The organism is Pseudomonas sp. GQ91, assembly GCF_059758795.1.
In genome coordinates, this window is sequence record NZ_JCAXED010000017.1 from 115,998 (window position 1) to 129,592 (window position 13,595).

8 protein-coding genes are annotated in these 13,595 nt (G+C 61.8%); 1 reads left to right on the forward strand and 7 read right to left on the reverse strand.

Going from position 1 to position 13,595, the window contains the following annotated elements:
- Positions 1 to 653: 653 nt before the first annotated feature.
- The 7 genes from AC6CIA_RS22950 to AC6CIA_RS22980 form a co-directional block, all read right to left on the reverse strand.
- Positions 654 to 2,297: a BatD family protein gene (locus AC6CIA_RS22950; RefSeq protein WP_498315385.1), complete on the reverse strand. Its 1,644-nt coding sequence runs from the start codon at positions 2,295 to 2,297 to the stop codon at positions 654 to 656.
- Positions 2,294 to 4,024 carry a VWA domain-containing protein gene (locus AC6CIA_RS22955; RefSeq protein WP_498315387.1) on the reverse strand — a complete coding sequence of 577 codons (1,731 nt, stop codon included), beginning with the start codon at positions 4,022 to 4,024 and terminating at the stop codon, positions 2,294 to 2,296. Before AC6CIA_RS22955 ends, AC6CIA_RS22950 begins: the two co-directional genes overlap by 4 nt.
- A complete protein-coding gene (locus AC6CIA_RS22960) occupies positions 4,021 to 5,109 on the reverse strand; it encodes a vWA domain-containing protein (protein ID WP_498315389.1) in 1,089 nt (362 codons plus the stop codon). The genes AC6CIA_RS22955 and AC6CIA_RS22960 overlap by 4 nt, the downstream gene beginning before the upstream one ends.
- Entirely contained in the window at positions 5,102 to 5,596 is a 495-nt protein-coding gene (locus AC6CIA_RS22965) for a DUF4381 domain-containing protein (protein WP_498315391.1), read from the reverse strand. The genes AC6CIA_RS22960 and AC6CIA_RS22965 overlap by 8 nt, the downstream gene beginning before the upstream one ends.
- Complete coding sequence (locus AC6CIA_RS22970) at positions 5,593 to 6,528, reverse strand: DUF58 domain-containing protein (RefSeq protein ID WP_498315393.1); 936 nt, start codon at positions 6,526 to 6,528, stop codon at positions 5,593 to 5,595. The genes AC6CIA_RS22965 and AC6CIA_RS22970 overlap by 4 nt, the downstream gene beginning before the upstream one ends.
- 5 nt (positions 6,529 to 6,533) lie before the next feature.
- Positions 6,534 to 7,493 carry an AAA family ATPase gene (locus AC6CIA_RS22975; protein ID WP_057959832.1) on the reverse strand — a complete coding sequence of 320 codons (960 nt, stop codon included), beginning with the start codon at positions 7,491 to 7,493 and terminating at the stop codon, positions 6,534 to 6,536.
- A gap of 249 nt (positions 7,494 to 7,742) precedes the next feature.
- Positions 7,743 to 8,093 (reverse strand): hypothetical protein, encoded by a 351-nt coding sequence (locus AC6CIA_RS22980; protein ID WP_498315395.1) that lies wholly within the window; start codon positions 8,091 to 8,093, stop codon positions 7,743 to 7,745.
- A gap of 477 nt (positions 8,094 to 8,570) precedes the next feature.
- Here AC6CIA_RS22980 and AC6CIA_RS22985 point away from each other — a divergent pair, with 477 nt between their 5' ends.
- A complete protein-coding gene (locus tag AC6CIA_RS22985) occupies positions 8,571 to 13,430 on the forward strand; it encodes an NAD-glutamate dehydrogenase (RefSeq protein WP_498315396.1) in 4,860 nt (1,619 codons plus the stop codon).
- Positions 13,431 to 13,595: the final 165 nt, after the last annotated feature.

Genomic DNA, 13,595 nt, shown 5'->3' on the forward strand with positions numbered 1-13,595 from the left:
TGTCTAGGAAAAGTCCTGCGAATTAAAGGGATGTGGATTGCTGGCCTTATTTGGCTTGAGAAACACCCCTCACCCTAACCCTCTCCCCAAAGGGGCGAGGGGACTTGCCTATGTGTAATCAGAAAGTTTGCGACCTGGGAGACCCAGTTGATTATGGATTCAACGCTGCACGGTCAGGTCGATGTAAACCGCCAATATCCCTCGGCCAGTCCTCTCGCCAAAGGGGCGAGGGGACTTACCTATGTGTAATCAGAAAGTTTGCGACCTGGGAGACCCAGTCGATTATGGATTCAACGCTGCAGGTTCAGGTCGATGCAACCGCCAATATCCCTCGGCCAGTCCTCTCGCCAACGGGGCGAGGGGACTTACCTAGGTGTAATCAGAAAGTTTGCGACCTGGGAGACCCAGTCGATTATGGATTCAACGCTGCAGGTTCAGGTCGATGCAACCGCCAATATCCCTCGGCCAGTCCTCTCGCCAAAGGGGCGAGGGGACTTACCTAGGTGTAATCAGAAAATGTGCGACCTGGGGCTCCAGTCGGTTATGGATTCAAAGCTGCACGGTCAGGTCGATGTAAACCGCCAATATCCCTCGGTCAGTCCCCTCGCCCCTTGGGGAGAGGGCTAGGGTGAGGGGGAGGCTGCCCGGTGCGCTTACTTCGGGTACAGCGGCGGCAACCCGCCGTTATCCGAGCCGGGATCCTGTTCGCGTTCCGCCATCGGAATTGCCTTCACCGCCCGCCATATTTCCTCGCCCTGCCAAAACTGCCCGGTCTCGCTATACAGCGCCCCGTTCAAGCCATCCAACGCATCGGACAACGGCACAAACCGCGCTGCCATGTCCGCCAGGGTTTCCGGTTGCTGCCTGGCCCAGGCATCCAGTGCTTGACGCGTGGCCTGAGGATCGTTGGCCTGGCTCGCGCGCTTCAAGTCATCCAGCAGCGTCCTTGGGCTCGGGCCCGTCTGCGCGGCGCGCAGTACCGCTGGTTGCGTGCGCGCACGCCACCACAGGCCAAAACCCAGCAGCGTGGTGAGGCCGAGGAACAGACTGCTGAGCTGCCAGATCCACAGCCGTTCATCATCGGGCGCGGTAATGATGATGGGCGTGGCCGGGGTGTCCACCACCAGGCTAGGGTTATTCGCCACTTGCAGGGTGCGGGCCGGCAGGCTGGTGCGTTCCAGGTGGTCTTCATGGGTGTTCCACCACACCACTTCCACCGCTGGCAGTTCCACGCTGCCGGCGCGATTGGGCACCAGGGCTTCACGGTCTTCACGGCTGCCGATCACGCCGCGCTCGCCGTTCTGATTACTCAGGACTGGCTGGTCCGGGTAGCGGCGTAGGCCATTGACTTCAGTGCTCGGCAGCGCAGGTAACTGGGCGCTGGCAAGACCTTCGGCCTTGAGGGTCAGGCTGCGGGTCAGGGAGTCGCCGACCTGGACGTGATCCGGCTCCGGGTTCCAGCTTTCACTCAGGCTCAAGCTGCTGGCGGGTAGCCAGGCGGCATCCGCTGGATAGAGCGCGGGTTTGGCTTTGACCGCCAGCGGGATTGCGGTGGAGCTGACATGCAGCAGCTTGCCCGGTTTCGGGCCCTGGGGCGTGGCGTCCTCGGCAGGGCGCGGTTCGACCATGGTCGCGCTGAATACCTGGGCGGGAATCAGCAATTGGCCGCTGTGTTGCGGGTAGATTCCGTAGCGCATCTCGATCACGCCATGGCGCACGCCGTTGATGACCTTTTCGTAGGTGCGCGCATCACCGAGTTGTTCGACGCGGGCATCGGACAGTTGCAGCGGCGTCAGACTGCTGTCGTCGTACATCGCCACTGAATGGTAAATGCGCACCGTCAGCAGGGCCTGGGCCTGGACATATACCGTGTCCTGGTCGAGGCTGGTCTCGATGAACACCGGCGCCAGCGTGTTGGCAGTCTCCGGTTGATTCAGCGTCGCGAGGATTTGCAGGTTGATCGGCTGGGTCTTGAGCATGCCCAATTGCAATGACGGGATGATCACGCTGCCACTTTGTTTGGGCAGCAGGGTAATGATCCAGCGGGTCGTGGCGTGATTGTCACCGTCCAGGGTCGTGAGCTGGTTGATCTGGCGGGTTCCACGTACTTCGAATTGCGCTTCCAGGGGCGCCAGATCGGGTTTGCCGAACTGGGTGGCGTCATTCGACTCCAGCGTCAGCTCTACCGTTTCTCCGGCATTCAGCTGGCTGCGGTCGACGCTGGCAATGAGGTCGGCTGCCGGGGATTGGCAGGCCCACATCGCGAGCACAAGAACAGCGGAAGTACAGCGGTTCATCGAATCTTGTCCTGATGTTGTTGCTGTTCGTACCAGAATTTGCGTCGCAGCAGCTCGCCGGGGTTGTCCGGGATCTGTCGCAGCCATTGCTCCATGGCCTGGCGGTGCTCATCGTCAAGGCCGTCGCCCGCCGGGCGCAAGGGCGGGGTGGTGGTCTGTTGATCATCGAGTTCGCTGCCGGGGACCTCGTGGCTGTCCGTGGGCGCTGAGGCGTCGGTTTGTGTCTCGTCTGTACTCGCCTGTGCGTCACCCTGGGGTGCATGTTCGCTGCTGCCTGCGGGCTGGCCGCTGTCACCAGGCTGCGCAGTTTGGCCGGGTTGGGTGGATTCGTCACCCTCGTTCTCGGCGGGCGTCGGCACCTCGGGTTCTTCCTCCAGCAGCTTTTCCACCAGGGCCTTGTTTTTCAGGGCCGGTTGCAGGTCGGGCTGGGCCTCAAGCGCCTGCTCGTAGGCGTCTAGCGCGGCCTCCAGCGCTCCGGACTTGGCCAGTGCGTTACCGCGATTGTAGTGGGAATACGCGTCGCTGCCTTCGGCGAAACGTTTGGCCGCTTCGCCATAGTTTCCCGCTTCATACAGCGCCACGCCTTGCCATTGCGCATTTTCGAAATGCTCGGCGGCCTCCGCGGGGCGTTTGTGCTTGAGCAGGTATTGGCCCTGTTGGTCTGGGCGCAGCCACAAGTCCTGAAAGTCAAAGGCATAGCTCGGTTGCGGCGCCCCCAATAACAGCAGCGGCAAGCAGAACAACCAGCCACGACGCCCGGCACAGGCGGCAAGCAGCAACAGTGGCAGAAGCAGCCAGTACCCTTGATCGGCCCACGTGTCCAGTTGCAACAGCTGACCATCCTTGCGCAGATTTTGCGGGCCGTCCAACAACCCGAGGCCGCGCAGGTCTCGATCGTCCAGGCGGGCCTGGCGATAACGGCCGCCCATCTCGCTGGCAAATGCCTTGAGGGGTGGGCTGTCGAGGCGTGGCACGAGGATGGCGCCGTGTGCGTCTTTGAGGAACTCACCGTTTTCTTGAGTCACCGGTGTGCCTTCGCGGCTGCCGATGCCGAGGATCGACAGGCTTGGCGCCTGGCCTTGCAGCAGCAGGCGAATGCTCTGGCGCTCCGGCTTGGACAGCGATGAGCCAATCAGCAGCAAGCGACCTTGGCCAAGGCCGCCATGTTTGAGCAAGTCCAGGGCTTTCTCGACGGCCAGGTCGGCGCGGTGGCCCGTCTCGGGCATCAGGGATGGGCGCAGGGCTTCCAGCAGGTTGCGGCTAGTGGCCAGGTCGTCGGACAGCGGCACCAGGACATGCGCGCTGCCGGCGTACACGACAATCGCGGTTTGCGCATCGCTGCGCGCCTGAAGCAGGTCGAACAGCTTGCGCCGTGCCTGCTCCAGGCGATTGGGCGGGCTGTCGGTGGCGAGCATTTCGGGGGTCAGTTCCAGCAGTACCACCAGCGGGTCGGCGGGCTTCTGGCTGATTTGTTCGACCCGCTGCCAGCTTGGGCCGAGCAACGCCACTACCGCCAACAGCCAGGCCAGGCCCAGGAGCAACCACGGCGATTTACTTTCACGGCCATTGCCGCCACTGAGCAATGTGGCATGGAAAGCCCGAGGCAGGATCATTTGCCAGCGCCCGGCGCGTTTCTGTCGATGCCACAGTTGCCACAGTAGCCAGCCGAGCAACGGCAGCAATAACAGCCACCACGGGCGAAACCAGTGCGGCCATAGCGCGATCATCGACGCCTCCGCAAACGCAGGCGGTTGAGGCGTTGACGCCATTGTGGATGTTGTTGCAGAAACTGCGCTTTGGTCGTGAGCCGGTTGAACAGGCGTTGCAATGCGTTGTTCGGCCAGCGCTCCTGAATCACCAACAGCACGCTGAGGATCAATGCCAGGCCCAGTGGGCCGCTGTAGAGCGCCTGGGCCGCGCGGGCGCGGGTCGGTTGCTGGGTGACGGGCTCGAGCTGGTCGAGGGTTTCCTTGATGGCTTCGAGTTCTTCGCCGTCGTGGGCACGGAAGTAGCGACCGCCGGTGGCTTCGGCAATTGCCTTGAGCGCCGGTTCATCGAGGTCCAGGCTCGGGTTCAAGCCGAGCATGCCCGAGGTGCCAGTCTGTTCAGGGGTGGCGCCAATGCCAATGGGGTAGATCTTCACACCTTCTTCGGCGGACAGGCGGGCGGCGGTCAGCGGGTAGATTTCGCCACCGTTGTTGGCGCCGTCGGTCACCAGGATCAGCACCCGGCTGTGTGCCGGCCGTTGGCGCAGGCGCTTCAGGGCCAGGCCGATGGCATCGCCGATGGCCGTGTTTTTTCCGGCGATGCCAATGCGCGCCTCATCCAGCCAGGTGCGCACGGTGCGTCGGTCAAACGTCAGCGGTGCCTGGAGATAAGCCTGGCTGCCAAACAGGATCAGGCCCACGCGGTCACCTTCGCGGCCTTCCAGAAAGTCGCCGAGCAGGTGTTTGACCAGGCTCAGGCGGCTGACGTCTTCGTCCTGCCATTGCATGTCGGGGAAATCCATGGATCCGGACACATCGACCGCCACCAACAGGTCACGCCCGCTGGCGGCAATCGGCAAGGGTTCTCCGAGCCACTCAGGACGGGCAGCGGCGGTCAACAGCAGCAGCCACAGGACCACGAATGGCGCCTGTTGGCGCCAGCCGGGCAGGCTGACCCGTGCCCGACGACGCGCCAGGCTTTCCAGGTCGCCGAGGAAGCTGACTTTCAGCGCGGGTTCACCGCTGTCGGCGGCCGGCAGGACAACCCGCATCAACCATGGCAACGGCAACAAGGCAAAGATCCACGGCCAGGCGAACTCAAACATGTTTGCGAATCCAGGTGTCGACGGCTTGAGTCAGGCCGGCGATGGCCTTGTCATCGAGTTTGCATTCGGGTTTGTAGGCGCCTTCCACCAGCACCATCCAGCGGGTCAGGCCCGCGGCCGGGCAGCGGTTGTCGAGAAAGGCCAGCCATTTACGGCCATTGAGGGTGTGGCTCTGGCTGTAAGGGTAGTCGTTGCGGCACAGGCGCTTGAGCAGGCCGTTCAACTGTTGCAGCCAGGCGCCGGCGGGAGCGCCATCGTAAGGTTTGGGCATTCGCGCCAGTTCCGCGAGGGCGGCGATACGCAACGGGTCCAGCGGCTGCTCGTCACGCGCCAACGGGCGTTTGGCGGGCAGGAAGCGGCGCAGCGACCAGGCGCCCCAGACAACCAGCGGAATCATCAGCAGCAACAGCCACCAGCCCGCTGCGGGTGGCCAGAAACCGATGGCCGGCGGGGCAATCAGCGGTTGCAGTTGATCCAGGCTGCTCATGGTTTTTTGACCGGGCGTTGCGGGTTGAGGTATTCGCGCAGTTGCTCGACCATTTCGCTCTGGGTGCTCAACGGCATCAGCAGCACCCGCAGTTTTTGCGCGAGTAGTTCCCAGCGGGTGATGCGGGCTTCGGACTGAGCCTTGTAGGCCTGGCGCAGATCGAAGTTCAAGGTGTCCAGTTCCAGCTGCGCGCCACGTTCGGCGAAACGCAACAAGCCGGCGGCGGGCAGGGCATGATCCAGCGGGTCGGAAACCGGCAACAGCAGCAGATCGCAATGGCGTGAGAGTAGACTCAGTTGTTGTTCGGCACCTTCAGTGAGGGCGCGTTCGTCGCAGATCACGATCACCAGGCTGCCGGGCCGCAGCACTTCGCGACCACGGCGCAGGGCCATGCCGAGGGCATCGGCTTCCGGCTGGCCTTCGGTGCTGAGGCCCTGGTTGACCCGCACCAGGCGGTTGAGCAGTTGCAGCAAGCTCTGCTTGCTGCGCCGGGGCTTGATTTCGTAGTGCTCGTTGTCGCCGAATACCAGCCCGCCGACCCGGTCGTTATGCCCCAGCGCCGCCCAGCCGATCAGGCTTGCCGCCTGCGCCGCGAGTACCGACTTGAACATCTGCCCGGAGCCGAAAAACAGCCGGCGGCTTTGCTCCACCATGATGAAAATCGGCCGTTCGCGCTCCTCATGAAACAACTTGGTATGGGGTTCCTGGGTGCGGGCGGTCACGCGCCAGTCAATGGTGCGTACGTCGTCGCCGGCCTGATAGACCCGAACCTGATCGAAGTCGACCCCACGTCCGCGCAATTTCGAGTGATGCAAGCCGATCAACGGGCTGCGCTGGCTTGGCGTGGAAAAGAGCTGCACTTCCCGTACGCGATGACGCATCTCGATCAATTCGCCCAGGGTCACGCGGATACCGGATTCGTCAGCGCTCATGGGGTTCAAGCGACGGCTACGACGTCGAGAATGCGTTGCACCACTCGGTCCTGGTCAATGCCGGCGGCTTCGGCCTCGAACGATAGAATGATGCGATGGCGCAGCACATCGAACAGCACCGCCTGGATATCTTCCGGGCTGACAAAGTCGCGCCCGGCCAGCCAGGCGTGGGCGCGGGCACAGCGATCGAGCGCAATCGAGCCTCGAGGACTGGCGCCATAGGCGATCCATTCGGCCATTTCCGCATCGAACTTGGCCGGGGTCCGGGTGGCCATCACCAACTGCACCAGATATTCCTCCACGGCGTCGGCCATGTACAACCCGAGGATTTCCTTGCGCGCGGCAAAGATCGCCTGCTGGCTGACCCGGCGCTCGGGCTTGGTTTCACCGTTGAGGGCTTCGCCACGCGCCTGCTGCAGGATCCGGCGTTCGACCGCGGCGTCGGGGAAACCGATCTTGACGTGCATCAGGAACCGGTCGAGTTGGGCCTCGGGCAGCGGATAGGTGCCTTCCTGCTCGATCGGGTTTTGCGTGGCCATCACCAGGAACAGCGGCGACAGCTCGTAGGTACTGCGCCCGACGCTGACCTGGCGCTCGGCCATGGCCTCCAGCAAGGCCGACTGCACCTTGGCCGGTGCGCGGTTGATTTCATCCGCCAGCACCAGGTTGTGGAAGATGGGGCCTTGCTGAAACACGAAACTGCCGGTTTCCGGGCGATAGATCTCGGTGCCGGTGATGTCGGCGGGCAGCAGGTCGGGGGTGAACTGGATGCGATGGAACTGTGCTTCGATCCCTTCGGCCAGCTCCTTGATGGCTTTGGTCTTGGCCAGGCCGGGAGCCCCTTCAACCAGCATGTGGCCGTCGGCGAGCAGGGCAATGAGCAAGCGCTCGATGAGTTTTTCCTGGCCGAGGATCTGCGTTGAAAGAAAGGTTCGCAGCGCAAGCAGCGCTTCACGATGTTCCATCGATGACGGTTCCTGGAAAGATGAGCCTGGGAATTGTGAAAACCCCAAGGCCTGGGGGGCTTACTTTAATCCATCGAGGGGGCCGGCGACTAACGGCGCGCGGGGTATTTTTTGAAAACCTTGCAGGAGGTTTATGGAAGAGCGAGCTTGCTCGTGAAAAACCGGAGAACACCTCGGGGTGCCAGACTTCCTGCGTCATCGTTGCCGGCCTTCGCGAGTAAGCTCGCTCCTACAGGGATTTGCGGCGTTTTAGGCGCGGATATAGGTGCCGGTGCCCGTGAGAATGTTCTGCAGGGTTTGTTCCACCTCGGCCAGGTCTGACGCGGCGGTCGCGTGACTGATCTGCAGATGATCCTTGCCACCCAGCGCATCGGCATCGCCCGCCGCCAGTTCGATCAGCAGCGTCGATGCACTCAGCGTGACCTTCAACCCATCAAGCGTGGAGGGCTCGTAGTCCCACGTCAGTTCCACCTCATCCTCATCCGGATAACGCGTCAGCATGAACATCTCGCCGTTGTCGCCGTGGCAGCAGAGCATGGCCATGTTGTCTTCTTCGTCATCGCACGGGTTCACGATCAGGTGGGCGGTGGTCAATTGCATGGGGAATCCTGTCTGGGGGAGGGCGCTGCCGGGCAATTGTGCCATTGCCGCAACTTTTGTGCAGCGTTGCGTGCCAGGGTTCAGGCATGACCAGAGATCTCGCGCCAGTCACTTTCGGGGCTTGCGGGCGCAAAAGAAGCGGTTTTTCAGTTGGGTTGAAAGGGGTTGCACAAGTTGCAACCCGAAGGTAGCGTGCCGATGACCGAATATGTCGCAGCATCGCAAGCAGTCAACTTCCCACACTCGCTAAGCTGCGCAACGGATGTGTCGCTAGCGAGACTCTGACCTGCCCGTCGTTCCGTCGTCCGCAGGCATGCATCCAGTGGAAGTTGAATGTGACCCGATGGTCTTGTCCAGCTTCACCCACCTGTCACTCTGAATTCGTTATGGTAGAACCCGAACAGAGATGGCGGTCTCCCCGCAAGGGGATAACACGCGACGCTTCCATCAATAACAAGCCCAAGCGGAGTACCACAGATGGCGTTCTTCACCGCAGCCAGCAAGGCCGACTTCCAGCATCAACTGCAAGCGGCACTGGCGCAGCACATCAGTGAACAGGCACTGCCACAAGTGGCGCTGTTCGCTGAGCAATTCTTCGGCATCATTTCCCTGGATGAACTGACCCAGCGTCGAATGTCCGACCTGGCTGGTTGCACCCTGTCTGCCTGGCGCCTGCTTGAGCGCTTTGATCACACCCAGTCGCAAGTGCGGGTCTACAATCCTGATTACGAACGCCACGGCTGGCAGTCGACCCACACCGCGGTCGAAGTGCTGCACCACGACCTGCCTTTCCTGGTGGATTCGGTGCGCACCGAGCTGAACCGCCGCGGCTACAGCATCCATACCTTGCAAACCACCGTACTCAGCGTACGCCGTGGCAATAAGGGCGAGTTGCTGGAAGTCCTGCCCAAGGGCACCGTTGGCGAGGGTGTCGAACAAGAATCGCTGATGTACCTGGAGATCGATCGCTGCGCCAACGCCGCCGAGCTGAATGTCCTGAGCAAGGAACTCGAGCAGGTACTGGGTGAAGTGCGCGTCGCCGTGGCTGATTTCGAACCGATGAAAGCCAAGGTCCAGGACCTGCTGGTGGGGATCGACAACAGTCAGTTTGCCATCGAAGGCGACGAAAAGGCCGAGATCAAGAGTTTCCTGGAATGGCTGGTGGGCAACCACTTCACCTTCCTTGGCTATGAAGAATTTGTGGTACGTGACGAGCAGGGTGGCGGTCATATCGAATATGACAGCAGCTCCTTCCTCGGTCTGACCAAACTGTTGCGCGCCGGCCTCACCGCCGATGACCTGCGCATCGAAGACTACGCTGTCAACTACCTGCAAGAACCGACCGTGCTGTCGTTCGCCAAGGCGGCGCACCCAAGCCGCGTGCACCGTCCGGCTTATCCTGACTATGTGTCGATCCGTCAGATCGACGCCGACGGCAAGGTCATCAAGGAATGCCGCTTCATGGGCCTCTACACCTCTTCGGTGTATGGCGAAAGCGTGCGAGTCATCCCGTATATCCGTCGCAAGGTTGCGGAAATCGAGCGCCGTTCGGGCTTCCAGGCCAAGGCGCACCTGGGCAAGGAGCTGGCTCAGGTCGTCGAAGTGCTGCCCCGTGACGACCTGTTCCAGACCCCGGTGGACGAGTTGTTCAGCACCGTGATGTCGATCGTGCAGATCCAGGAGCGCAACAAGATCCGCGTGTTCCTGCGCAAAGACCCGTACGGCCGCTTCTGCTACTGCCTGGCCTACGTGCCGCGTGATATCTACTCCACCGAAGTGCGCCAGAAGATCCAGCAAGTGCTGATGGATCGCCTGAAAGCATCGGATTGCGAGTTCTGGACCTTCTTCTCCGAATCCGTGCTGGCGCGTGTGCAACTGATTCTGCGGGTCGATCCGAAGAACCGCCTGGATATCGATCCGCTGTTGCTGGAAAAAGAAGTGGTGCAGGCTTGCCGCAGCTGGCAGGACGACTACGCCAGCCTGGTGGTCGAGAGTTTTGGCGAAGCCCATGGCACCAACGTGCTGGCGGATTTCCCGAAAGGTTTCCCCGCCGGTTACCGCGAGCGCTTCGCGGCGCACTCGGCCGTGGTCGATATGCAGCACCTGTTGAACCTGACCGAAGCCAAGCCGCTGGTGATGAGCTTCTATCAGCCGCTGGGGCATGTGACCGGCCAGCAAGAGTTGCACTGCAAGCTGTATCACGCTGACACGCCGCTGGCGCTGTCCGACGTGTTGCCGATCCTGGAAAACCTCGGTTTGCGCGTACTGGGAGAATTCCCGTACCGCCTGCGCCACGCCAATGGCCGCGAGTTCTGGATCCATGACTTTGCGTTCACCGCCGCCGAAGGCCTGAACCTCGATATCCAGCAGCTCAATGACACGCTGCAGGACGCGTTTGTGCATATCGTCAATGGCGATGCCGAGAACGATGCGTTCAATCGCCTGGTGCTGACCGCCGGCCTGCCATGGCGCGACGTGGCGCTGTTGCGTGCCTATGCCCGCTACCTCAAGCAGATCCGCCTGGGCTTCGACCTGGGTTACATCGCCGGTACCCTGAACAACCACACCGATATCGCCCGCGAGTTGACCCGGTTGTTCAAGACCCGCTTCTATCTGGCGCGCAAGCTCACCAGTGACGATCTGGAAGACAAGCAACAGCGCCTGGAACAGGCCATCCTGAGCGCCCTGGACGATGTTCAGGTGCTCAACGAAGACCGTATCCTGCGTCGCTATCTGGACCTGATCAAAGCGACCTTGCGCACCAACTTCTACCAGACGGATGCCAACGGTCAGAACAAGTCGTACTTCAGCTTCAAATTCAACCCGCACGCGATTCCCGAGCTGCCCAAGCCGGTGCCGAAGTTCGAGATCTTCGTCTATTCGCCACGGGTCGAAGGCGTGCACCTGCGCTTCGGTACCGTCGCTCGTGGCGGCCTGCGCTGGTCCGACCGTGAAGAAGATTTCCGTACCGAAGTCCTGGGCCTGGTCAAGGCCCAGCAAGTGAAGAACTCGGTGATTGTACCGGTGGGCGCCAAGGGCGGTTTCCTGCCGCGTCGCCTGCCATTGGGTGGCAGCCGGGACGAGATCGCGGCCGAGGGCATTGCCTGCTACCGCATCTTCATCTCCGGTCTGTTGGACATCACCGACAACCTGAAGGACGGCGCGCTGGTGCCGCCCACCAACGTCGTGCGCCATGACGACGATGATCCGTACCTGGTGGTTGCGGCGGACAAGGGCACCGCGACCTTCTCCGACATCGCCAACGGCATCGCCATCGACTACGGTTTCTGGCTGGGCGACGCGTTCGCTTCCGGTGGTTCTGCAGGTTACGACCACAAGAAGATGGGCATTACCGCCAAAGGCGCGTGGGTGGGCGTGCAGCGCCATTTCCGCGAGCGCGGCATCAACGTCCAGGAAGACAGCATTACCGTGGTCGGCGTGGGCGACATGGCGGGCGACGTGTTCGGCAACGGCTTGTTGATGTCCGACAAGCTGCAACTGGTCGCGGCCTTCAACCACCTGCACATCTTCATCGATCCGAACCCGAACCCGGCCACCAGCTTCGTCGAGCGCCAGCGCTTGTTCGACCTGCCACGTTCGGCCTGGACCGACTACGACAGCAGCATCATGTCCGAAGGCGGCGGTATCTTCTCGCGCAGCGCGAAGAGCATCGCTATCTCGCCACAGATGAAAGAACGCTTCGACATCCAGGCCGACAAGCTGACCCCGACCGAACTGCTGAATGCCTTGCTCAAGGCGCCGGTGGACCTGTTGTGGAATGGCGGCATCGGTACGTACGTCAAGGCCAGCACCGAAAGCCACGCCGATGTCGGCGACAAGGCCAACGACGCCTTGCGCGTCAACGGCAACGAGTTGCGCTGCAAGGTAGTGGGCGAGGGCGGCAACCTCGGCATGACGCAACTGGGGCGTGTCGAGTTCGGTCTCAATGGCGGCGGTTCCAACACTGACTTCATCGACAATGCCGGTGGCGTGGACTGCTCTGACCACGAAGTGAACATCAAGATCCTGCTCAACGAAGTGGTGCAGGCCGGTGATATGACCGACAAGCAACGCAACCAGTTGCTGGCGAGCATGACCGACGAAGTCGGCAACCTGGTGTTGGGCAACAACTACAAGCAGACCCAGGCGTTGTCGTTGGCGGCACGTCGTGCCTATGAGCGCATCGCTGAATACAAGCGCCTGATGAGCGACCTGGAAAGCCGTGGCAAGCTGGATCGCGCCATCGAGTTCCTGCCGTCGGAAGACCAGCTCAACGAGCGCATCGCCGCGGGCAAGGGCCTGACCCGTCCAGAGCTGTCGGTGTTGATTTCCTACAGCAAGATCGACCTCAAGGAAGCGTTGCTCAATTCCCTGGTGCCGGATGATGACTACCTGACCCGTGACATGGAGACCGCGTTCCCGCCGAGCCTGGTGGCCAAGTTCTCCGACGCCATGCGCCGTCATCGCCTCAAGCGCGAGATCGTCAGCACCCAGATCGCCAACGACCTGGTCAACCACATGGGCATCACCTTCGTTCAGCGACTCAAGGAGTCCACCGGCATGAGCCCGGCGAACGTGGCCGGTGCCTACGTGATCGTGCGTGACATTTTCCACCTCCCGCACTGGTTCCGTCAGATCGAAGCCCTGGACCACCAGGTTTCGGCTGAAGTGCAACTGGCGTTGATGGATGAGCTGATGCGCCTGGGACGCCGTGCCACGCGCTGGTTCTTGCGTAGCCGTCGCAACGAGCAGGATGCAGGGCGTGATGTCGCGCACTTCGGTCCGCATCTGGCGGCCTTGGGCCTCAAGCTCGACGAACTGCTGGAAGGCCCGACCCGCGAAGGCTGGCAGAACCGTTATCAGGCCTACACCGAGGCGGGTGTACCGGAGCTGCTGGCGCGCATGGTTGCCGGCACTACGCACCTGTACACACTGTTGCCGATCATCGAAGCCGCCGACGTCACCGGCCAGAGCGCTGCCGACGTGGCCAAGGCCTACTTCGCGGTGGGCAGCGCCCTGGACTTGCCATGGTACCTGCAGCAGATCAGCGATCTGCCGGTGGGCAACAACTGGCAGGCCCAGGCCCGCGAAGCCTTCCGCGACGATGTGGACTGGCAGCAACGGGCGATCACCATCAAGGTTCTGCAAATGGCCGATGGTCCCGACAACATGGAAGCCCGCGTGGCCCTGTGGCTGGAGCAGAACATGAGCATGGTCGAGCGCTGGCGCGCGATGATGGTGGAAATTCGTGCTGCGGTGGGCACGGACTACGCCATGTACGCGGTGGCCAACCGTGAACTGCTGGACCTGGCGTTGAGCGGTCAATCGGTGCTGTAACAGGCCTGGTCGAACGTTAAGTCAAAAGCCCCGTATCACGAGATACGGGGCTTTTTTGCGTGCTGTTACAGCAGCAACTGTGAGAGGGCCGGTATCTGTGGGTAAGGGATATCTGTGGTTAAGGGATATCTATGGGTAATGGATATCTATGGGTAAGGGATATCT